14 protein-coding genes and 7 pseudogenes are annotated in these 20,841 nt (G+C 72.9%); 10 read left to right on the plus strand and 11 right to left on the minus strand.

The window, feature by feature from the left end:
- Positions 1-147: 147 nt before the first annotated feature.
- Together fabI and BJF79_RS08620 are read right to left on the minus strand one after the other, a co-directional pair.
- A complete protein-coding gene (gene fabI / locus BJF79_RS08615; protein WP_075896091.1) occupies positions 148-936 on the minus strand; it encodes an enoyl-ACP reductase FabI in 789 nt (262 codons plus the stop codon).
- 4 nt (positions 937-940) lie between these two features.
- Positions 941-1,645 (minus strand): beta-ketoacyl-ACP reductase, encoded by a 705-nt coding sequence (locus tag BJF79_RS08620; protein WP_075896111.1) that lies wholly within the window; start codon positions 1,643-1,645, stop codon positions 941-943.
- Positions 1,646-1,829: 184 nt separating this feature from the next.
- Here BJF79_RS08620 and BJF79_RS08625 point away from each other — a divergent pair.
- Both BJF79_RS08625 and BJF79_RS08630 read left to right on the plus strand, forming a co-directional pair.
- Positions 1,830-3,327, plus strand: a pseudogene (locus tag BJF79_RS08625) (TldD/PmbA family protein).
- A gap of 5 nt (positions 3,328-3,332) precedes the next feature.
- Positions 3,333-4,714, plus strand: a pseudogene (locus BJF79_RS08630) (metallopeptidase TldD-related protein).
- Between the two features lie 79 nt (positions 4,715-4,793).
- Here the strand turns inward: BJF79_RS08630 and BJF79_RS08635 are convergent.
- Positions 4,794-5,005, minus strand: a pseudogene (locus tag BJF79_RS08635) (dodecin).
- Positions 5,006-5,073: 68 nt separating this feature from the next.
- Here BJF79_RS08635 and BJF79_RS08640 point away from each other — a divergent pair.
- From BJF79_RS08640 to fabG, 3 genes are all read left to right on the plus strand, one after another.
- Complete coding sequence (locus BJF79_RS08640; protein WP_075896093.1) at positions 5,074-5,406, plus strand: DUF3099 domain-containing protein; 333 nt, start codon at positions 5,074-5,076, stop codon at positions 5,404-5,406.
- Between the two features lie 775 nt (positions 5,407-6,181).
- Positions 6,182-7,333: an acyl-CoA dehydrogenase family protein gene (locus BJF79_RS08645; RefSeq protein ID WP_075896095.1), complete on the plus strand. Its 1,152-nt coding sequence runs from the start codon at positions 6,182-6,184 to the stop codon at positions 7,331-7,333.
- Positions 7,334-7,375: 42 nt separating this feature from the next.
- On the plus strand, positions 7,376-8,110 hold the full coding sequence (fabG, locus tag BJF79_RS08650) for a 3-oxoacyl-ACP reductase FabG (protein ID WP_075896097.1): 735 nt from the start codon (positions 7,376-7,378) through the stop codon (positions 8,108-8,110).
- A gap of 53 nt (positions 8,111-8,163) precedes the next feature.
- Here fabG and BJF79_RS08655 read toward each other — a convergent pair.
- Positions 8,164-8,961: pseudogene (locus BJF79_RS08655) on the minus strand (helical backbone metal receptor).
- Positions 8,958-12,162, minus strand: a pseudogene (gene icmF / locus BJF79_RS65365) (fused isobutyryl-CoA mutase/GTPase IcmF). The pseudogenes BJF79_RS08655 and icmF overlap by 4 nt, the downstream one beginning before the upstream one ends.
- Positions 12,163-12,282: 120 nt before the next feature.
- On the opposite strand from icmF, the gene BJF79_RS08665 reads away from it, so the two are divergent.
- The gene (locus BJF79_RS08665) at positions 12,283-12,855 is read left to right on the plus strand and encodes a MarR family transcriptional regulator (protein ID WP_083733273.1); all 573 of its coding nucleotides are present in this window, start codon (positions 12,283-12,285) and stop codon (positions 12,853-12,855) included.
- On the opposite strand, the gene BJF79_RS08670 is transcribed toward BJF79_RS08665, so the two are convergent.
- Positions 12,840-15,227, minus strand: coding sequence for an excinuclease ABC subunit UvrA (locus BJF79_RS08670; protein WP_262401731.1), 2,388 nt, complete (start codon positions 15,225-15,227; stop codon positions 12,840-12,842). The two genes, BJF79_RS08665 and BJF79_RS08670, sit on opposite strands and share 16 nt — an antisense overlap.
- 184 nt (positions 15,228-15,411) lie before the next feature.
- Positions 15,412-15,861: a helix-turn-helix transcriptional regulator gene (locus BJF79_RS08675; RefSeq protein WP_075896099.1), complete on the minus strand. Its 450-nt coding sequence runs from the start codon at positions 15,859-15,861 to the stop codon at positions 15,412-15,414.
- A 168-nt stretch (positions 15,862-16,029) separates the two neighbouring features.
- On the opposite strand from BJF79_RS08675, the gene BJF79_RS08680 reads away from it, so the two are divergent.
- From BJF79_RS08680 to BJF79_RS08685, 3 genes are read left to right on the plus strand one after another with little or no spacing between them, the layout of a single operon-like run.
- Complete coding sequence (locus BJF79_RS08680) at positions 16,030-16,860, plus strand: tryptophan 2,3-dioxygenase (RefSeq protein ID WP_075896101.1); 831 nt, start codon at positions 16,030-16,032, stop codon at positions 16,858-16,860.
- The gene (locus BJF79_RS59000; RefSeq protein ID WP_262401732.1) at positions 16,850-17,068 is read left to right on the plus strand and encodes an FAD-dependent oxidoreductase; all 219 of its coding nucleotides are present in this window, start codon (positions 16,850-16,852) and stop codon (positions 17,066-17,068) included. Before BJF79_RS08680 ends, BJF79_RS59000 begins: the two co-directional genes overlap by 11 nt.
- Complete coding sequence (locus BJF79_RS08685; RefSeq protein WP_262401734.1) at positions 17,065-18,252, plus strand: FAD-dependent oxidoreductase; 1,188 nt, start codon at positions 17,065-17,067, stop codon at positions 18,250-18,252. Before BJF79_RS59000 ends, BJF79_RS08685 begins: the two co-directional genes overlap by 4 nt.
- On the opposite strand, the gene BJF79_RS59005 is transcribed toward BJF79_RS08685, so the two are convergent.
- Together BJF79_RS59005 and BJF79_RS59010 are read right to left on the minus strand one after the other, a co-directional pair.
- Positions 18,244-18,870: an MFS transporter gene (locus BJF79_RS59005; protein WP_075896103.1), complete on the minus strand. Its 627-nt coding sequence runs from the start codon at positions 18,868-18,870 to the stop codon at positions 18,244-18,246. The two genes, BJF79_RS08685 and BJF79_RS59005, sit on opposite strands and share 9 nt — an antisense overlap.
- Positions 18,840-19,571 (minus strand): MFS transporter, encoded by a 732-nt coding sequence (locus tag BJF79_RS59010; protein ID WP_075896105.1) that lies wholly within the window; start codon positions 19,569-19,571, stop codon positions 18,840-18,842. Before BJF79_RS59010 ends, BJF79_RS59005 begins: the two co-directional genes overlap by 31 nt.
- A gap of 65 nt (positions 19,572-19,636) precedes the next feature.
- On the opposite strand from BJF79_RS59010, the gene BJF79_RS08700 reads away from it, so the two are divergent.
- Positions 19,637-19,873, plus strand: a complete 237-nt coding sequence (locus tag BJF79_RS08700) for a hypothetical protein (protein WP_075896107.1) — start codon at positions 19,637-19,639, stop codon at positions 19,871-19,873.
- Between the two features lie 239 nt (positions 19,874-20,112).
- Here BJF79_RS08700 and BJF79_RS59015 read toward each other — a convergent pair.
- Positions 20,113-20,268, minus strand: a pseudogene (locus BJF79_RS59015) (DUF6457 domain-containing protein); the annotation flags it as partial.
- Positions 20,269-20,400: 132 nt separating this feature from the next.
- A pseudogene (locus BJF79_RS50670) lies at positions 20,401-20,841 on the minus strand (molybdenum cofactor guanylyltransferase); the annotation flags it as partial.

Below are 20,841 nucleotides of genomic sequence, written 5' to 3' on the forward strand. Positions count from 1 at the left end.
TGCTGCACGGCCGCCGCGCCGCGGCGCCGGTCCCCGCCCGGTCCCGGACCCGGTCTCGCCGCTGAACGTCCCGGCCGACCTCCCGGCCCCGGAACGCGGCGGGCCGGCCCCCCGCGCGGGGAGCCGGGCCCGGTGGGGCGCCGCCGGTCAGTCGGCGTAGCCGCCGATGGCGTGCAGGCCGCCGTCCACGTGCAGGATCTCGCCGGTCGTCGCCGGGAACCAGTCCGACAGCAGCATCGCGCAGGCGCGCGCGGTCGGCTCGCAGTCCTTGGTGTCCCAGCCGAGCGGGGCCGCCTTCGGCCACAGCTCCGTCATGCCCTCGAACCCGGGGATGCTCTTGGCGGCCATCGTGCCGAGCGGCCCGGCGGCCACCAGGTTGACGCGGACGCCCTGCGGGCCGAGGTACTTGGCCAGGTAGCGGGCGCACGACTCCAGGCCCGCCTTCGCGACGCCCATCCAGTCGTAGACGGGCCACGCCTTGGTGGCGTCGAAGTCGAGGCCGACGACCGAGCCGCCCTCCTTCATCAGCGGCATGCACGCCATCGTCAGCGACTTCAGCGAGTACGTCGACGCGTGCACGGCCGTCGCGACGTCCTCCCACGGGGTTTCGAGGAAGTTGCCGCCGAGCGCCGTCTGCGGCGCGAACCCGATCGCGTGGACGACGCCGTCGAGGTGGTCGAACCCGGCGTCGCGCAGGTTGCCGGCGAGCCCTTCGAGCTGCTCGGCGTTGGTGACGTCCAGTTCCAGCACCGGCGGGACGTTGTCGGGGCCCGACGGGAGCCGCCGGGCGGTGCGCTCGGTGAGCGTCGGGCGCGGGTAGGCGGTCAGCACGACCTCGGCGCCCTGCTCCTGCGCGACCCGCGCGATGTGGAAGCCGATCGAGGCGTCGGTGAGGACGCCGGTGATCAGGATGCGCTTGCCTTCGAGGATCCCCATGACCTCAGTGCCCCATTCCCAGGCCGCCGTCCACCGGGATCACGGCCCCGGTGATGTAGGCGGCGTCCTCGCTCGCCACGAACCGGACGGCCTTGGCGACCTCGTCCGGCCGCGCCATCCGCCCCATCGGGATCGCCGACAGGATGCCCTTCTGCTGGTCCTCGGTCAACGCCTGCGTCATGTCGGTGTCGACGAACCCGGGCGAGACCACGTTCACGGTGATGCCGCGCGACCCCAGCTCGCGGGCCAGCGACCGCGCGAACCCGACCATGCCGGCCTTGGACGCCGCGTAGTTCGCCTGCCCCGGGGAGCCCATCAGGCCCACGACCGACGACACCAGCACGATCCGCCCGGACCGCTTGCGCATCATCGCCTTCACGCCGCGCTTGGCGACCCGGAACGCGCCCGTCAGGTTCGTGTCCAGGACCGAGGTGAACGACTCCTCGCTCATGATCGCCAGGAGGGTGTCCTTGGTGATCCCGGCGTTGGCCACGACCACCTCGACGGGCCCCTGCTCCGCCTCGACCTTCCCGAACGCGGCGTCCACGTCCTCGGCGCTGGTGACGTCGCATTTGACGCCGAACAGGCCCTCCGGGGGCTCGCCGGACCGGTAGGTCACGGCGACGGCGTCTCCGGCGGCGGCGAGCTCGCGGGCGATCGCCAGGCCGATGCCCCGGTTCCCTCCGGTCACGAGGACAGAGCGACTCATCACGACCCTCTCGTCGACTGTTGCGAACGGGCCGTAGAACCCGTCGTGCGGTGATGACAGCGCACCAACCTAGCGGCCCCCGCCGGGGGAAGGAGATGTGCCGATCCGACAAGATCCGCCGAGCCGGGTTTGTTCGGGCGCGGTCGCGGGCCGGGGCGGCGGCCCGGACGGTAGGTTGCCAAGGGTGCATGACATCGATCCCGCCTTCACCGCGCTGCCGCTGCGCGCGCTGGCCGACGCGGCCCTGTCCCGGGCCCGCGAACTGGGCGCCGAGCACGCCGACTTCCGCCTCGAACGCGTCCGCGGCCAGACCCTCCGGCTCAGCGACGCCGCCCTGGAAACCGCCCTGGACGCCGACGACGTCGGGCTGTCGGTCCGGGTCGTCAAGGACGGCACCTGGGGCTTCGCCGCCGGCATCGACCTGACCCCGCGGGGCGCCGCCCGCGTCGCCGAGCAGGCGATCGAGGTCGCCGCCGTCGCGCGTCCGGTCAACCGCGAGCCCATCGAGCTGGCGCCCGAACCCGTCCACGGGGAACGGACGTGGGTGTCGGCGTACGAGACCGACCCGTTCGACGTCCCCACCGGCGACAAGGTCGCGCTGCTGACCGACTGGTCGCGGCGGCTCCTGGCCGACGACCGCGTCGACCACGTGGACGCCACGCTGCTGCAGGTCAAGGAGAACAAGTTCTTCGCCGACCTCGCCGGGACCGTCACCACCCAGCAGCGGGTGCGGCTGCACCCGGTCGTCAACGCCGTCGGGCTCGCCGACGCGCCTTCGACACCATGCGCACGATCGCGCCGCCCGCCGGATACGGGTGGGAGTGGCTGACCGGCGCGCACTGGGACTGGGACGGCGAACTCGCCCGCATCCCCGAACTGCTCGCCGAGAAGCTCGCCGCGCCGTCGGTCGAACCGGGCCGCTACGACGTCGTCGTCGACCCGTCCAACCTGTGGCTGACCATCCACGAGTCGATCGGGCACGCCACCGAACTCGACCGCGCCCTCGGCTACGAGGCGCGTACGCGGGCACGTCGTTCGCGACGCCCGACCTGCTCGGGGAGCTGAAGTACGGGTCGGACGTCATGAACGTGACGGGCGACCGCACCGCCGAGCACGGCCTCGCCACCATCGGCTACGACGACGAGGGCGTCGCGACGCGGTCGTTCGACATCATCTCCGGCGGCGTCCTGTCCGGCTACCAGACCGACCGGCGCATCGCCCGCCTCACCGGCGCCGACCGGTCCAACGGGTGCGCGTTCGCCGACGCCGCGTCCAGCATGCCGATCCAGCGGATGGCGAACGTGTCGCTGGCCGCCGCGCCCGGCGGGCCGTCCACCGACGAGCTGATCGGCGGCGTCGAGAACGGCGTCTACATCGTCGGCGACAAGAGCTGGTCGATCGACATGCAGCGGTACAACTTCCAGTTCACCGGGCAGCGTTTCTACCGGATCGAGAACGGCCGTCTCGCCGGGCAGCTCCGCGACGTCGCCTACCAGGCGACCACCACCGAGTTCTGGAACTCCATGGAGGCCGTCGGCGGCCCCCAGACGTACGTGCTGGGCGGCGCGTTCAACTGCGGCAAGGGCCAGCCCGGGCAGGTCGCGCCGGTCAGCCACGGCTGCCCGTCGGCCCTGTTCCGCGGCGTCAACATCCTCAACACGGTGAAGGAGGGCGGGCAGTGAGCACGATCGGGCCGCAGGACGCCGTCGAGAAGGCGCTCGAACTGTCGCGCGCCGACGACTGCGTCGTCATCGCCGACGAGACCGGCACCGCGAACCTGCGGTGGGCCGGCAACACCCTCACCACCAACGGCGTCACCCGCTCCAGCCGCCTCACCGTGATCGCGCTCCGCGAGACCGACGGCGGCGTGGCCGCGGGCGTCGTGTCGCGGTCGGCCGTCGACGCGGACGGCATCGAGGACCTGGTGCGGGCCGCCGAGGCCGACGCCGCCGGGAACGCGCCCGCCGAGGACGCCGGTCCGCTCGTCGGCGGGGACGCCCGCCGGGGCCGGGGCCTGGGACGACGACCCCGCCGAGACCGGCATCGGGGTGTTCGAGCGGGTCGCGCCCGCGCTCGGCGAGGCGTTCGCCGCCGCGCAGGCCGCCGTCCGGCGCCTGTACGGGTTCGCGAACCACGTGCTGACGTCCACGTTCGTCGGCAGTTCCGCCGGGCTGCGCGCCCGCCACGACCAGCCGACCGGGCTGCTGGAGCTCAACGCCAAGGGCGCGGGCGGCTCGGCGTGGGCGGGCGTCGGCACCCGCGACTTCACCGACGTGGACGTCGACGACCTCGCCGCCGGCGCTCGCGCGGCGGCTCGACTGGGGCAAGCGGCGCGTCGACCTGCCCGCCGGGCGCTACGAGACGATCCTGCCGCCGAGCGCCGTCGCCGACCTCATGGTGTACCTGTACTGGTCGGCGGGCGCCCGGGACGCCGCGGACGGCCGGACGGTGTTCAGCGCGCCGGACGGCGGCACCCGCGTCGGCGAGCGGCTGTCGAACCTGCCGATCACCCTGTCGAGCGACCCGGCCGCGCCGGGGATGGAGTGCGCGCCGTTCGTCGTCGCGCACGCGTCCGGGCGCGAGTCGTCGGTGTTCGACAACGGCGTCGCCCTCGGCGCCACCGACTGGATCGGCGACGGGACGCTGCGCGCGCTCACCCAGACGCGCCACTCGGCGAACCGCACCGGTATGCCCGCCACGCCCGCGATCGACAACCTGGCGATGACCGGCCCGGACGGCGGCGCGTCGCTGGAGGAGATGGTCGCCCGCACCGAGCGGGGGCTGCTGCTGACCTGCCTGTGGTACATCCGCGAGGTCGACCCGCAGAGCCTGCTGCTGACCGGCCTCACCCGCGACGGGGTGTACCTCGTCGAGGACGGCGAGGTCGTCGGGGCCGTCAACAACTTCCGGTTCAACGAGAGCCCCGTCGACCTGCTGGGGCGGATCGCCGAGGCCGGGCGGACCGAGCCGACGCTGCCGCGCGAATGGTCGGACTACTTCACCCGCGCCGCGATGCCGGCCCTGCGGGTGCCGGACTTCAACATGTCGACCGTCTCGCAGGCTTCCTGAGGCCCGTGGAGCGCCTCGCGGCCGGGGCCCGGACCGTTCCGGGGCCCCGGCCGCGATCGTGCGTCCCGCGGCCGTTCCGTCAGCCGTCCTCGAGGCGGAAGCCGATCTTCATCGTGACCTGGTAGTGGGCGACGTCGCGTCCTCGATCTGCCCGCGGACCTCCTTCACCTCGAACCAGTCCAGGTGGCGCAGGGTCTCGTTCGCGCGCCTGACGCCGTTGCGGATGGCGGCCTCGACCGACTCCGGCGAAGTCCCCACGATCTCGGTCACCCGGTAGGTGCGATCGGTCATCTCGATCCTCCCGATGTCTTGACCGTCCTGCTGTCGTATGTCGGACGTCAGGGGCTTACCTTGGAAACGTGAAGCTCAATCACCGCCGGGAGACCGAGCAGGTCTACACGGTCACCAACGCGCCCCGGCCGATGTCGCAGGACATCGAGTACCGGCAGCGCCGCTACCTGGTGTCCATGGGCGTCCGGACCGGATGCTTCATCGGCGCGGTGGTCGCCGCGGTCGCCGGGGCCCCGTTCTGGGTCGCGGGGCTCATGGTGGTCGGAGCGCTGCTGCTGCCCTACATCAGCGTGATCTTCGCGAACGGCGGGCGGGAGCCGACGCCGTCCGCGCGGTTCGACGACGCGCAGGGGCCGGAACAGAAGCCGATTTCCGGACAGCGACCGGAAATCGGGTCGTGACATTCTCTTGACTAACCGCAGGGGGTTTCGGTGTACGATTTGTACCGGCGCTCTGGTCCCCCGTCGGAGCGCCCGTACCGGTGTTCCGGGCCCCCGTCGGAACACCATGATGCGGCGCCGGGTGGATTGCCCCCGTATCCACCCGGCGCCGCTTTTCATGTTCCAGGGTGCTTCCGTGACCCGCCGGGGACCCGATCTTGACGCGCGGCCGGGCACCGCGCGCGTCCCGGCACATCTCGCGCGTCCGCGCAAGCGTCGCCCGTGTCCTGGTCCGGCCAGGAACCGAAACCCCCGCCGCCTGAACCTTTCCTGATCGACGTCCATACGACGGCAGGATGGAATTCCCATGTGCTCGTTCGGACAGGGAACGGTCCATTCCCGAACGACTCGCGCGTGCCAGAAGCATCCGCACACGAGAAGCGGCGGCGAGTCGGTCGCGATTCGTCGCGAGTCGGTCGCGCACCGGTACCGGAAGGAACGCCGGGCCGCCGCCGGGCCGCCGCCGGGCGGGGGCCGTGCCGGTGCCGCGCCGGCGCCTGCCGGTGCCGTGCCGGTGCCGGGCGTCCCGTCCGGTTGTTCGCCTGCACGGCCGTTCGCCCGTCCGACTGTTCGTCCGTCCAGCTCTCCGTCCACGAGGGCGGGCGTCGCCTGCGCGGACGCCGACCGCCGGGCACGAACGCTACAATGACGTTCTAGAACGAAGTTCGAGAATAGCCGGCGTTCCGCCGGTGACGCGTTCTCCGCCGTACCGCAGTTACCGTGAAAGGGGCACACCGTGCGCCGCACCCTGTTCAACGAGGATCACGAGGCGTTCCGGGACACGATCCGGGACTTCATCGAGGCCGAGGTCGCGCCCTCGTACGAGGAGTGGGAGGCCGCCGGTCACCCGCCCCGCGGCTTCTACAACAAGCTCGGCGAGCTGGGCGTGTTCGGCATCCAGGTGCCCGAGGAGTACGGCGGCGCCGGCGAGACCAGCTTCAAGTACCAGGCCGTCGTCTCCGAGGAGTGCGCCCGCGCCGGGGTGTCCTTCGGCGGCTACGGCGTGCACGTCAACCTCGTCCTGCCCTACCTGCTCAAGTACGCGAGCGAGGAGCAGAAGAAGCGGTGGCTGCCGCCGTTCATCTCCGGCGAGATGATGACGGCCATCGCGATGACCGAGCCGGGCACCGGTTCCGACCTCGCCGGCATCCAGACCACCGCGAAGCTCGACGGCGACCACTACGTCCTGAACGGCGCCAAGACGTTCATCACCGGCGGCGTCCTCGCCGACCGGGTGCTGGTCGTGGCCCGCACCTCCCCCGCCACGCCCGAGAACCGCCGCGCCGGGCTGTCCATCCTCGTGGTCGACACCAAGAGCGAGGGCTACGCGGTCGGCCGCAAGCTGGAGAAGATCGGGCTGCGCAGCTCCGACACCGCCGAGCTGTCGTTCAGCGACGTGCGCGTCCCGGTCGGGGACCTGCTCGGCGAGGAGGGGCGCGGATTCGAGTACCTCACCCACAACCTCGCCGAGGAGCGGCTCGGCATCGCCACCAGCTCCTACGCGTCCGCCGCCGCGGCCGTCGAGTTCGCCCGCAGGTACGTGCAGGAGCGGACCGTGTTCGGCAAGTCCGTCTCCTCGTTCCAGAACACCAAGTTCGTCCTGGCCGAGTGCGCCACCGAGGTCGAGGCGGCCCGCTCGCTGATCGACCGCGCGATCGAGGCGCTGGACGCCGGGGAGCTCACCCCCGCCGACGCCGCCGTCGCCAAGCTGTTCTGCACCGAGGTGCAGCAGCGCGTCGTCGACAAGTGCCTGCAGCTGCACGGCGGCTACGGCTACATCCTGGAGTACCCGATCGCGCGGCTGTACGCCGACGCCCGGGTCACCCGGATCTACGGCGGCACCAGCGAGGTGCTGAAGACCATCATCGCCAAGGACATCCAGGTCTGACGGAGGGCGCAGCATGTCCGACACCCCCATGAACAGGGCGCGATCGTCACCGGCGCCGCGCGGGGCATCGGCGCCGCCACCGCCGTCCGGCTGGCGCGGGAAGGGTTCGCGGTCGCGGTCTGCGACCTCGACGCGGCCGCCTGCGCGGGCACCGTCGAGACGATCGCCGCGGCGGGCGGGACGGCGCTCGCGGTGGGCGTCGACGTCGCCGACTCCGCCGCCGTCACGGCCGCGGTGGCGCGGATCGCCGCCGAGCTGGGCCCGCCGGTGGTGCTGGTGAACAACGCCGGCATCACCCGCGACAACCTGCTGTTCAAGATGACCGAGGACGACTGGGACTCGGTCCTGTCGGTGCACCTGCGGGGCTCGTTCCTGATGAGCCGCGCCGCGCAGGAGCACATGACGAAGGCCGGGTGGGGCCGGATCGTGAACCTGTCGTCGGTGTCGGCGCTCGGCAACCGCGGGCAGGTGAACTACTCGGCCGCCAAGGCGGGGCTGCAGGGGTTCACCAAGACCCTCGCGATCGAGCTCGGCAAGTTCGGGATCACGGCGAACGCGATCGCGCCCGGCTTCATCGAGACCGAGATGACCGCCGCGACCGCCGCGCGGGTCGGCGTCGGGTTCGAGGAGTTCAAGGCCGCGGCCGCCAAGGAGATCCCGGTGCGCCGCGTCGGCCGTCCCGAGGACATCGCCGGGACGGTCGCGTTCCTGGTGAGCGACGACGCGTCGTTCGTGTCCGGCCAGGTGATCTACGTGGCGGGCGGCCCCCGCGCCTGAGGCGGCCCGCGCGTTCCGCGCCCCGGCCCGCGCGGGCCGGGGCGCGGCGCCGTTCAGGGGGCCAGTCGCCCGGCGAGGACGTGCGGGGCGTCCACCAGCGACGGGCCGTACCAGGTGAGGTACCGGCCGTCGACGAGGGCGCAGTCGAGGCCGGGGAACGCCTCGGGGCCGTCGTCGGCGGTGAACCGGTACGGCTCGTCCGGCAGGACGACCAGGTCCGCCCCGGACGCGTTCAGCTCGCCGATCGGGATCTTCGGGTACCGCTCCGGATGGCCCGCGTAGACGTTGGCGACGCCGAGCCGCGACAGGACGTCGCCGGTGAAGGTGTCGCGGCCGACGACCATCCACGGGCGCCGCCAGACGGGGATCACGGCCGTGCGGGGCGGGCCGGGCGGCGGCGGCCGCGACCAGGCGCGCGCGGCGTCGTCCAGCCAGGACGGGACGGGGACGCGGCACGCCTCCGCGAGCATCCGGCGCAGCGAGGCGAGGGACTCCTCGACGGTGCGGATCCGCGTCATCCACACGGGGATCCCGGCGGCGCGCAGGGCGTCGACGTCGGCGGGCCGGTTCTCTTCGGTGTTGCCGACGACGACGTCCGGGCGCAGGGCGATGATCGCGTCGAGGTCGGGGTTCTTGGTGCCGCGGACGCGCGGGACGTCCAGGTCGGCGGGGTGCGTGCACCAGTCGGTGGCGCCCGCGAGGAGCGCGGCGCCGTCGCCGCGACGGTCTCGGTGAGGGACGGGACGATCGACACGACGCGGCGCACCCGGTCCGGGACGGGGACCGGGGTCGCCGGTGTCGTCGCGCGGGACGCCCCGCCCGGTCGTCACGCGCCCGGTCCCGGCCGTCATACGTTGCGGCGGTACTGGCCGCCGACCTCGAAGAACGCGTCGGTGATCTGCTGGAGGGTGCAGACCCGCGCGGCGTCCATCAGGACGGCGAACACGTTCGCGCCCGAGCGGGCGGCGTCCTGCAGGGCGGCGAGGGCCGCCTCGGCCTCGTCGCGGTGCGCCGCCCGGCAGGCGCGGACCCGGTCGAGCTGCGAGCGCTTCTCGTCCTCGGTGGCGCGGGCGAGCTCGATCGTGTCGGGCGTCCCGTCGCCGGCGTCCGGCGCGCGGAAGGTGTTGACGCCGATGATCGGCAGGGACCCGTCGTGCTTGCGGTGCTCGTAGAGGATCGACTCGTCCTGGATGCGGCCGCGCTGGTAGCCGGTCTCCATCGCGCCGAGGACGCCGCCGCGCTCGCTGATCCGGTCGAACTCGGTCAGCACCGCCTCCTCGACGAGATCGGTCAGCTCGTCGATGACGAACGAGCCCTGCAGGGGGTTCTCGTTCATCGCCAGGCCCCACTCGCGGTTGATGATCATCTGGATGGCGAGGGCGCGGCGGACGGACTCGGCGGTGGGCGTCGTGACGGCCTCGTCGTAGGCGTTGGTGTGCAGGCTGTTGCAGTTGTCGTAGACGGCGATGAGGGCCTGCAGGGTGGTGCGGATGTCGTTGAAGTGCATCTCCTGGGCGTGCAGGGAACGCCCGGAGGTCTGCACGTGGTACTTGAGCTTCTGGCTGCGTTCGTTGGCGCCGTACCGGTCCCGCATGGCCACGGCCCAGATGCGGCGGGCGACGCGGCCCAGGACGCTGTACTCGGGGTCCATGCCGTTGGAGAAGAAGAACGACAGGTTGGGCGCGAAGTCGTCGACGTCCATGCCGCGCGCCAGGTAGGACTCGACGTAGGTGAATCCGTTGGCGAGGGTGAACGCGAGCTGGCTGATGGGGTTCGCGCCCGCCTCGGCGATGTGGTAGCCGGAGATCGACACCGAGTAGAAGTTGCGGACCTGGTTGGCGATGAACCATTCCTGGATGTCGCCCATCATCCGCAGGGAGAACTCCGTGGAGAAGATGCAGGTGTTCTGCCCCTGGTCCTCCTTGAGGATGTCGGCCTGGACGGTGCCGCGGACGGTCGACAGGACGCCCGCGCGGATCCGCGCGGCCTCGTCCGCGGACGGTTCGCGGCCCTCCTCCTCGTAGAACCGGTCGAGGCCCTGGTCGATGGCGGTGTTGAGGAAGAACGCCAGGATCGTCGGCGCCGGGCCGTTGATCGTCATCGACACCGAGGTGGTGGGCGAGGCGAGGTCGAACCCGTCGTAGAGGGCCTTCATGTCGTCCAGCGTCGCGATCGACACGCCGGACGTGCCGACCTTGCCGTACACGTCGGGACGCTCGTCGGGGTCGCGGCCGTAGAGGGTGACGGAGTCGAACGCGGTGGACAGCCGGGTCGCGGGCTGCCCCTCCGACAGCAGCTTGAAGCGGCGGTTGGTGCGGAACGGGTCGCCCTCGCCCGCGAACATCCGCGCCGGGTCCTCGTTGTCGCGCTTGAACGGGAACACCCCGGCGGTGAACGGGAACATCCCGGGCAGGTTCTCGTTGCGCAGGAACCGCAGCAGCTCGCCGTGGTCGGTGAAGCGGGGCAGCGCGACGCGCGGGACGCGGCTGCCCGACAGCGACTCGCGGGTCAGCGGCGTGCGCAGCTCCTTGTCGCGGATCCGCACGACCTGCTCGTCCCCCGAGTAGGACTCCACGACCGACGGCCAGCGCTCCAGCAGCCCGGCGTTGCCGGGGTCGACGTCCCGGCGGGCCCGCTCCAGCAGCCCCTCGACCTCGGCGGCGTCGGTGAGCTCGGCGCGGACCTCGTCGAGCCGCTGCACGCGCCGGACGGCGGTCATCTGCCGCTCGGTGTCGGCGTGGTAGCCGCGGACCGTCCCGGCGATGTCGGACAGGTACCGGACGCGGCCGGGCGGGATGATCGTCGCGGCGCCGGTGGAGACCTTCGTGCCGGTGTCGGGCAGCGTGCCGTCGCGAGCCGCAGCCCGTGCCCGGCCAGGAGCCCGCCGAGGTGCCGGTAGAGGGCGGTGACGCCGTCGTCGTCGAACGTGGCGGCGCTCGTACCGAACACCGGCATGTCCTCGGGGCGGCTGCCGAACGCCTCCCGGTTGCGGACGAGCTGGCGGGAGACGTCGCGCAGCGCGTCCTGCGCGCCGCGCCGCTCGAACTTGTTGATCGCGACGACGTCGGCGAAGTCGAGCATGTCGATCTTCTCGAGCTGGGACGCGGCGCCGAACTCGGGCGTCATCACGTACAGCGAGGTGTCGACCAGGGGGACGATCGCGGCGTCGCCCTGCCCGATGCCGGGGGTCTCCAGGATGATCAGGTCGTATCCGGCGGCCTTGCAGGCGGCGATGATGCCGTCGATGCCGGCGGGCAGCTCGCGGGCGCCGCGGGTGGCCAGCGAGCGGAAGAAGACGCGGTCGCCGTCCAGGGAGTTCATCCGGATGCGGTCGCCGAGCAGGGCGCCGCCGCCGCGCCGCCGGGTGGGGTCCACGGCCAGGACGGCGACGCGCAGCCCGTCGCGCTGGTCGACGCGGAACCGCCGCACCAGCTCGTCGGTGAGGGACGACTTGCCGGACCCGCCGGTGCCGGTGATGCCGAGGACGGGGACGGTGCGGGCCGCCGCGGCGGCGCGAGCTTCGCGCGGTCGCCGTCGGGGATCCGCCCGGCCTGCAGGCAGGTGATCGTCCGGGCGAGGGCGCGCCGGTCCCCGGCGATGACGGCGTCGGCCGCCGCGGGCTCGGCGGAAAGGTCGACGTCGCAGTCGCGCACCAGCTCGTTGATCATGCCGGGCAGGCCGAGGCGCTGGCCGTCCTCCGGGGAGAAGATCCGCACGTCGGAGGCCGCCAGCCGGGCGATCTCCTCGTGCACGATGACGCCTCCGCCGCCGCCGAACACCTTCACCTGCTCGGCGCCCGCCTCCTTGAGGCTGCGCGAGAGGAACTCGAAGTACTCGACGTGCCCGCCCTGGTAGGAGCTGATGGCGACGCCCTGGGCGTCCTCCTCCAGGACGGCGTCGACGACCTCGCGGACGGACCTGTCGTGACCCAGGTGCACGACCTCGGCGCCCTGGGACTGCAGGATGCGCCGCATGATGTTGATGGCCGCGTCGTGCCCGTCGAACAGCGCCGCCGCCGTCACGAACCGCACCGGATGCACCGGAGCGTGCAGCTCACCGGACGAACCCGTCACCGTCTCCCCCAACCCTCGGCCGATCCCTTGGACATCCAATATTTGGAAGCTAAAATAGTTTCCGTGCGCGATCCGGTCAAGACCACATACGGTGGTGCGATGCCCGCCCCCGATCCCATCGCCGAGGCCCACCGCCAGTGGAGCGCCCGCTGGCCCGAGCACGCCGACCGCATGGCGGCCGTCACCTCGGTGATGCGCGCGCAGCAGCTCCTGCTGAGCCGGATCGAGGCCGTCCTCAAGCCGTACGGCCTCACCTTCGCCGCCTACGAGGCGCTGCGCCTGCTGGCGTTCGCGCGTTCGGGCACCCTGCCGATGGGCAAGATGGGCACCCGCCTCATGGTCCACCCCGCCTCGGTCACCAACGTGATCGGACGGCTCGAACGGCGCGGCCTCGTCGGCCGCGCCCCCTCCCCCGACGACCGCCGCGTCGTCCTGGCGACCATCACCACGGCCGGGCGCGACCTCGCCGAGGAGGCGACGGCCGCGCTCAACGGGGCCGGGTTCGGCATCGCCGACCTGCCCGCCGACGGGGCCGCCGCCATCAGCGCCGCCCTGCACCCCACCCGGTCATCACCGGCGACGTCGAGGACTGACCGCCGTCCGCCCGGGCGGACGGCGGCCGGTCGCCGCCGCGGAGCCGCTTCGCGCGGGCCCGGTCAGGCGCCCACGTAGGCGGCGAGGTGCTCGCCGGTGAGGGTCGAGCGGGCGGCGACGAGGTCGGCGGGCGTGCCCTCGAACACGACCCGTCCGCCGTCGTGGCCCGCGCCGGGGCCGAGGTCGATGATCCAGTCGGCGTGCGCCATGACCGCCTGGTGGTGCTCGACGACGATGACCGACTTGCCCGAATCGACGAGCCGGTCGAGCAGCCCGAGCAGCTGCTCGACGTCCGCGAGGTGCAGGCCCGAGGTCGGCTCGTCCAGCACGTAGACGCCGCCCTGCTCCGCCATGTGCACGGCCAGCTTGAGCCGCTGCCGCTCACCGCCGGACAGCGTGGTGAGCGGCTGCCCGAGGCTGAGGTAGCCGAGCCCCACGTCGGCGAGCCGCCGCAGGATCTTGTGCGCCGCCGCGATCCGGCCGTCGCCCGCGCCGAAGAACTCCTCGGCCTCGGCCACCGACATCGCCAGGACCTCGCTGATGTCGCGGCCGCCGAAGCGGTAGTCCAGCACCGCCGCCGCGAACCGCCGCCCCTCGCACACGTCGCAGACCGCGGCGACGCCCGCCATCATCCCGAGGTCGGTGTAGACGACCCCGGCGCCCTTGCACTCGGGGCAGGCGCCCTCGGAGTTGGCGCTGAACAGCGCCGGCTTCACGCCGTTGGCCTTCGCGAACGCCTTGCGGATCGGGTCGAGCAGCCCGGTGTAGGTCGCCGGGTTGCTCCGCCGCGAGCCCTTGATCGCGCCCTGGTCGACCGACACCACGCCCGCCCCGGCCGGGATCGACCCGTGCACCAGCGAGCTTTTGCCGGACCCGGCGACGCCCGTCACGACGGTGAGGACCCCGAGGGGGACGTCGACGTCGACGTCACGCAGGTTGTGCGCCGCCGCGCCGCGGATCTCCAGCTTCCCGGTCGCCTCGCGCACCGACTCCTTGAGCGCGGCGCGGTCGTCGAAATGGCGGCCGGTGACCGTGTCGCCGGACCGCAGCCCCTCGACCGTCCCCTCGAAGCAGACGGTGCCGCCCGCCGTGCCCGCGCCGGGGCCGAGGTCGACGACGTGGTCGGCGATCGCGATCGTCTCCGGCTTGTGCTCCACGACGAGCACCGTGTTGCCCTTGTCCCGCAGCCGCAGCAGCAGGTCGTTCATCCGCTGGATGTCGTGCGGGTGCAGGCCGATGGTGGGCTCGTCGAAGACGTAGGTGACGTCGGTGAGCGACGAGCCGAGGTGGCGGATCATCTTGGTGCGCTGCGCCTCGCCGCCCGACAGCGTGCCCGCCGGACGGTCGAGCGACAGGTAGCCGAGCCCGATCTCCACGAACGATTCGAGCGTCCCCTGCAGCGCGGTGAGCAGCGGCCCCACCGACGGCTCGTCGAGCTTCCGCACCCAACCGGCCAGGTCGCTGATCTGCATCGCGCACGCGTCGGCGATACCGATCCCGGCGATCTTGGACGAGCGGGCGGCCTCGGTGAGCCGGGTGCCGTCGCACTCGGGGCAGGTGGTGAAGGTGACCGCCCGGTCCACGAACGCGCGGATGTGCGGCTGCATCGCCTCCCGGTCCTTGGACAGGAACGACTTCTGGATCTTGGGGATCAGCCCCTCGTAGGTGAGGTTCACTCCCTCGACCTTCACCTTGAACGGCTCGTGGTAGAGGAAGTCCTGCATCTCCTTCTTCGTGAACTCGCGGATCGGCTTGTTCGCGTCGAGCAGGCCCGACTCGGCGTAGGTCCGCACCGTCCACCAGCTGTCGGACTTCCAGCCGGGGATGGTGAACGCGCCGTCCGAGATCGACTTCGAGTCGTCGTAGAGCTGGGTGAGGTCGATGTCGGAGACCGCGCCCCGGCCCTCGCAGCGCGTGCACATGCCGCCGGTGCGGGTGAACGTCGCCCGCTCGGTCTTGCGGTTGCCGCGCTCGACCGTGATGGCGCCGCTCGCCCGGACCGACGGGACGTTGAAGGCGTACGCGGCGGGCGGGCCGACGTACGGGTCGCCGAGCCGGCTGAACAGGATGCGCAGCATCGCGTTGGTGTCGGTGGCGGTCCCGACCGTGGAGCGGGGGTCGGAGCCCATCCGCTCCTGGTCGACGATGATCGCGGTCGTCAGCCCGTCCAGCACGTCGACCTCGGGCCGCGCCGTCGACGGCATGAAACCCTGCACGAAGGCGCTGTAGGTCTCGTTGATCAGCCGCTGCGACTCCGCGGCGATCGTGCCGAACACCAGCGAGCTCTTGCCCGAACCGGAGACGCCGGTGAACACCGTCAGGCGGCGCTTCGGGATCTCGACGGTGACGTCCTTGAGGTTGTTCACGCGCGCGCCGTGCACGCGGATCAGGTCGTGGCTGTCGGCGGCCTGCGGCGCGGGCCGCGCGTCCGTCCTCGGGGCCATGCTCATCGTGTCCTCACTGTCCGCATGAAGTGTTCGCGTGCAACTGTTCGCGTGCAACTGTTCGCGTGCGACTGTTCGCCTGTGACCGTCGGCATGGAGTCGTCCGTCCGGGACGCCTCGGGCGCCCCCGGGCCCGGATCCGTGGCCGTTCGGAGGTCGCGTCGGGGCCGGGCGGCCGATGCCGGTGACATCACGCTAGGCGAGGCGCCGTCATGGACGCTTCTCGATTCCTGACCGGTCTCGTCACCTGCTTGGCCACGCAGGACGGCATGCCCGCCGTCCCGTCCGCCGCCTCGCGCCGGTAGACGCTGGGCGGCACGCCGACCAGCTCGGTGAACCGGGTGCTGAAGGTGCCGAGCGACGCGCAGCCGACCGCGAAGCAGACCTCGGTGACGGTCAGGTCGCCGCGGCGCAGCAGCGCCATCGCCCGCTCGATCCGCCGCGTCATCAGGTAGCTGTACGGCGACTCCCCGTAGGCCGCCCGGAACCGGCGGCTCAGGTGCCCCGACGACATGTGGACGCCGCGCGCGAGCGCCTCGACGTCCAGCGGCCGCGCGTACTCCCGGTCGATCCGGTCGCGGACGCGGCGCAGCCGCACGAGGTCGCGCAGGTGCTGGTCGCCGACGGGTTCGCTGGTCACGGCTCGATCGTGCCATATGGCGGGGACAAAACGGCAGGGCCGACCCGCTCGGGCGGTTTGCCGGATATATGGCCCGTGCCGGGTATGTGGTCCTTACCGGGGCGCCGGGCCCGGATGGGCGGTCCCATATGCTGCGGGTCACATCCGTGAGATCGCAAGGAGGCGGTGATGGCGGATTCGCCGACGATGACGTACGGCGGGTACCTGCGGCTGGACCGGCTGCTGTCGTGCCAGGAGCCGAAGACCGGCGCGCACGACGAGCTGCTGTTCGTGATCATCCACCAGGTGTACGAGCTGTGGTTCAAGCAGATCCTGCACGAGGCCGAGCTGCTGCAGCGGCGGCTGGAGGCGGGCAACAGCGGCGGTTCACTGCACACCGCGCGCCGGATCGCCAAGATCCTCAAGACCGTGGTCGGGCAGCTGGACGTGCTGGAGACGATGACGCCCCGGCAGTTCGCCGCGTTCCGCGACGAGCTCGGCAGCTCCAGCGGATTCCAGAGCGAGCAGTTCCGCGAACTGGAGGCCGTGCTCGGGCGGCGCTCCTTCCCCGCGTCGGACCTGCGCGGCGACGAGCGGCTGCGCGCGGCGGCGTCCCGCCCGTCCCTGCTGGACTCGCTGCTGCGCTACCTCGCCGGGCGCGGGCACGCGATCCCGGACGCGGCGCTGGAACGCGACTTCTCCCGGCCGTGGGAGCCGGATCCGCGGGTGCAGGAGGCGCTGCTGGCCGTGTACGCGGACGAGAGCGGCCCGGGCGCCGAGGTCTGCGAGGCGCTCGTCGACGTGGACGAGGGCGTCCAGGAGTGGCGGTACCGGCACCTGAAGATGGTGGAGCGGACGATCGGCGCGAAGATCGGCACGGGCGGTTCGGCGGGCGCCGACTACCTGCGCGCGACGCTGTTCGCGCCCGCGTTCCCCGACCTGTGGGAGGTCCGGTCGCAGGTGGGTTCGCAGGTGGGTTCGCCGGAGGGCTCGCCGGAGGGCGCCCCGCATGGCCGATGACGGAGAACGGATCGCGATCGTCGGCGCCGGGCTGGCCGGGTGCCTGCTGGCGGTGCTGCTCGGGCGGCGCGGGATCGCGGTCACGGTGTTCGAGCGCCGTCCCGACCCGCGCGTAGCGGCGCCGAGCGGGGCCGGTCGATCAACCTGGCGATCTCGGCGCGCGGCCTCGCCGCGCTGGACCGGGTCGGGCTGCGCGAGCGGGCGCTGAAGCAGGCGCTGCCCATGCACGGCCGGATGGTGCACCCCGCGGGCGGCGAGCCGAACTTCCAGCCGTACAGCGCGGACGGCGCGCGGGCGATCAACTCGATCAGCCGTACCGAGCTGAACCGGTTCCTGCTCGACACGGCCGAGGCGACGCCCGGCGTCGAGCTGCGGTTCGCCGAACGCGTCACCGGCGTCGACGCCGAGGCCGGCGCGGTGCTGATCGAGGACGCCGACCCGGTGCCGGCGAGCGTGATCCTGGCCGGGGACGGCGCGTTCAGCGCCGTCCGGCGCTCGCTGCGGCTCGACCACGACGACACCGACTTCCTCGAACACGCCTACAAGGAGCTGACCGTCCCGCCCCGCGACGGCGGGTTCGCGCTCGATCCGGACGCGCTGCACATCTGGCCGCGCGGCACGTCCATGATGATCGCGCTGCCGAACCTCGACCGGTCGTTCACCTGCACGCTGTTCTGGCCGCGCGGCGACCTCGCCGCGCTGCGGACCCCCGGCGAGATCACCGCGTACTTCGCCGAGCACTATCCGGACATCGCGGGCCTCATGCCCGGCCTCGTCGACGACTACGAGCGGAACCCGGTCGGGTCGCTGGTGACCGTCCGGTGCGAGCCGTGGGTCCGGCGCGGCGCGGGCGCGACGGTCGCGCTGCTCGGCGACGCCGCGCACGCGATCGTCCCGTTCTTCGGGCAGGGCGCCAACTGCGCGTTCGAGGACTGCATCGAGATCGACCGGTGCCTGGACGAGACGGGCGGCGACTGGGCGCGCGCGCTGGCGCTTTACCAGGAGCGGCGGAAGGTCAACACCGACGCGATCGCCGAGATGGCGCTCGACAACTTCGTCGAGATGCGCGACCGGGTGTCGTCGCGGGTGTACCGGGCGAAGCAGGCGGCGCAGCACGCGCTGGAGCGGCGGCTGGCGGGCCGCTACGTGTCCCGGTACGAGCTCGTGTCGTTCTCGACGATGCCGTACGCGCGGATCCCCGCCCGGATCAGGCGGCAGAACCTGGTCCTCGGGGGCGCCGTCCTCGGCGCGGCCGCCGACCGCGGCCCTGGCCGCGCGCACCGCCCTGCGGGCGCGGCGCTAGCCGGTCGCCGCGCGGGGCGGCGGCGGCCGCCGACCAGATCGGCGACCGCGCCGCCAGCGCCGCGAGGACGGACAGCAGGATCACGATGAGGCCGCGGCGGAACGCCGCCGCCCAGTCGCCCGTCCCGGCGCCCCCTCGAAGAACACCGACCCGACCCACGCGATCCCCGCCGCGGTCCCGACCCGCTGCCCGGTCTGCAGGACCCCGGCGGCGCTGCCGCCCTCCGCGTGATGCACCTCCGAGAGCGTGATCGTCTGGTTGGGCGCGATGACGAGCCCCGTGCCGAACCCCGCGACGAGCAGCGGCAGCGCGGTCGCCCACCCCACGTTCGTCCCGGGCACCAGCTCGACCGCGACCCACGCCGCCGCCAGCCCGACGGCGACCACGCCGAGCCCGGCCGCCACCAGCGGACGGCCCAGCCGGTGGACGAACCGCCCGCCGATCGCCGACGCCGTGCCCGACCCGACCGCGAACGGGCTGATCGCCAGGCCCGCCCCGAGCGCGCTGTACCCCAGCCCGTTCTGCAGGTACAGCGTGAAGATGAAGAAGATCGCGGTGAACCCCGCGAAGAACAGCAGCGCGATCAGCGTGCCCAGCGCGTACGAGCGGAGCCGGAACAGCGCGAGGTCGACCATCGGGGTGCGGGCGCGGCGCTCCCAGGCGACGAACACCGCGATCAGCGCCGCGCCGCCGGGAGCAGCAGCCACTTGAGCGAGCCCTGCCACTGCTGGTGCTGGACGAACGGCAGCAGCACGCACAGCACGCCCGCGCCCAGCAGAGCCACTCCCGGCGGGTCCAGCCCCTGCCGTTCCCCGTAGATCGGGGCGGGCAGCAGCCACCGGGCGAGGAACAGCGCCGCGACGCCCACCGGCACGTTCACGTAGAACACCCAACGCCAGCCTTCCTCGGGGCCGACCAGCGCGATGATGGCCCCGCCCAGCAGCGGCCCCGCGGCGGTCGCGAGGCCGATGACCGACCCGAGCGCGCCGAACGCCCGTCCGCGCTCGGCGCCCCGGAACAACTGCTGGATGAGGCCCGCCACCTGCGGGTTGAGGATGCCGCCCGCGACGCCCTGCAGCAGCCGCGCCATGATCAGCCACGTGTTGCCCTGCGCCGCCCCGGCCAGCGCGCTCGCCACGGTGAACAGCGCCAGGCCGAACATGAACACGGCGCGGCGGCTGCGGGCGTCGCCGAGCCGTCCGGCGGGCACCAGGACGAGCCCGAACGTCAGCGCGTACCCGGACACGACCCACTGCAGTCCGGCCTCCGACGTGTGCAGCCCCTCCCGGATGGTGGGCAGCGCCACGTTCACGATGCTGACGTCCAGCAGCGTCATGAAGGCGGCGACGAGACAGACGGCGAGCGCCGGCCAGCGCCGGACCGTCCCGGCGGCGCGGTCGGAATGCACGGGCCGGTCCTTTCCGGAGATCACCGGCCCAAACGCGCCGCCCGCCGCTGTGCCACGCTGGTCCGGTGACCGAATCGACGCCGGAGACCGGCCCCGACGACCTGCAGTGCTCCGCCAAGGGCTGCCGAGCCGACGCGGCGTGGGCGCTCCGCTGGAACAACCCGAAGATCCACACGCCCGACCGCCGGAAGATCTGGCTGGCGTGCGACGAGCACCGGGCGTCGCTGTCGGCGTTCCTCGACCGCCGCGACTTCCTCAAGGACGTCGTACCGGTCGCCGAACGCGACGTGCCCGGCGCCTGACCGTCCCGCGCTCCCCGGCCCGCGCGGCGCCGTCCGGGGAGCGGGTTCGGCGTCAGGATCGTCGAGGACCGGCTCGCCGGCGGGCTGCGGGACGTCGTCGGGCGCCGGGCGCGGCTCGTCCGCCGCGGCCTCCGCACCGGCGCCGCCCTCGCCCCAGCCTTCGGCCAGCTCGGCGAGGCGGGCGGCGGCGTCCCGGGCGGCGCGCCGCGCCCGACCGCCAGGCCCAGCAGGTAGGCGGTGAGCGGCGCGCCGGGACGGGCGACGCCGTGCGCGACGTCGCGGGCGAGATCGAGCACCAGGTCGCGGTCGATGTCCGACCGGTCCAGGCCCAGTTCACGGCAGGCCGCGTCCATCCAGCCCTCCAGCACGGACATGGCTTCCCCCTTCGCAGACATCACGCGATGCCGAGTCGATTCCCACTCTCGCACGATCAAAGCGGACACCGGTCGGCGGTCCCCATGGGCGCGGACGGCCCGCGACGGACCCCCGGCCGACCCGTCGCGGCGCCGAGGCCGGGGATGCGGCGGTCAGGGGGCCGGGCGGCGCGCGAGGGCTTGGGCTCGGGCCAGCTCTTCGGGGGTGTCGCAGTCGTACCAGGGCGGGCGTCGCCCGGCGGGCAGGGCGATCCGGGCCGGTTCGAGGGGGGACAGCAGGCCGCGCAGGGACGTGCCGTCGTAGGCGTCGAGGGCCGTGCGGAGTTCCGCGGTGCGCCAGCATCCGGCGAGCCACTGGTCGCGGCCGTTCTCGTCCACCAGCACGGCCCCGGACGTCGGGCCGGTGAGGGCGCCGAAGGGCGCGGGCGAGGTGCGCGGGGCCGAGGAAGGGCAGGTCGGCGGCCAGCAGCGCGACGCGCGGGGCGCGGACCTCGGCGAGCCCGGCGCGCAGCGCGGGGACCGGGCCTCCGCCGGGCGGGTCCTCCCGGACCCGGTCGGGCGTCCACCGCGACGTCGCGGGCCGGGCCGACCACG

It is taken from the genome of Actinomadura sp. CNU-125 (assembly GCF_001942465.1).
GTDB lineage: Bacteria > Actinomycetota > Actinomycetes > Streptosporangiales > Streptosporangiaceae > Spirillospora.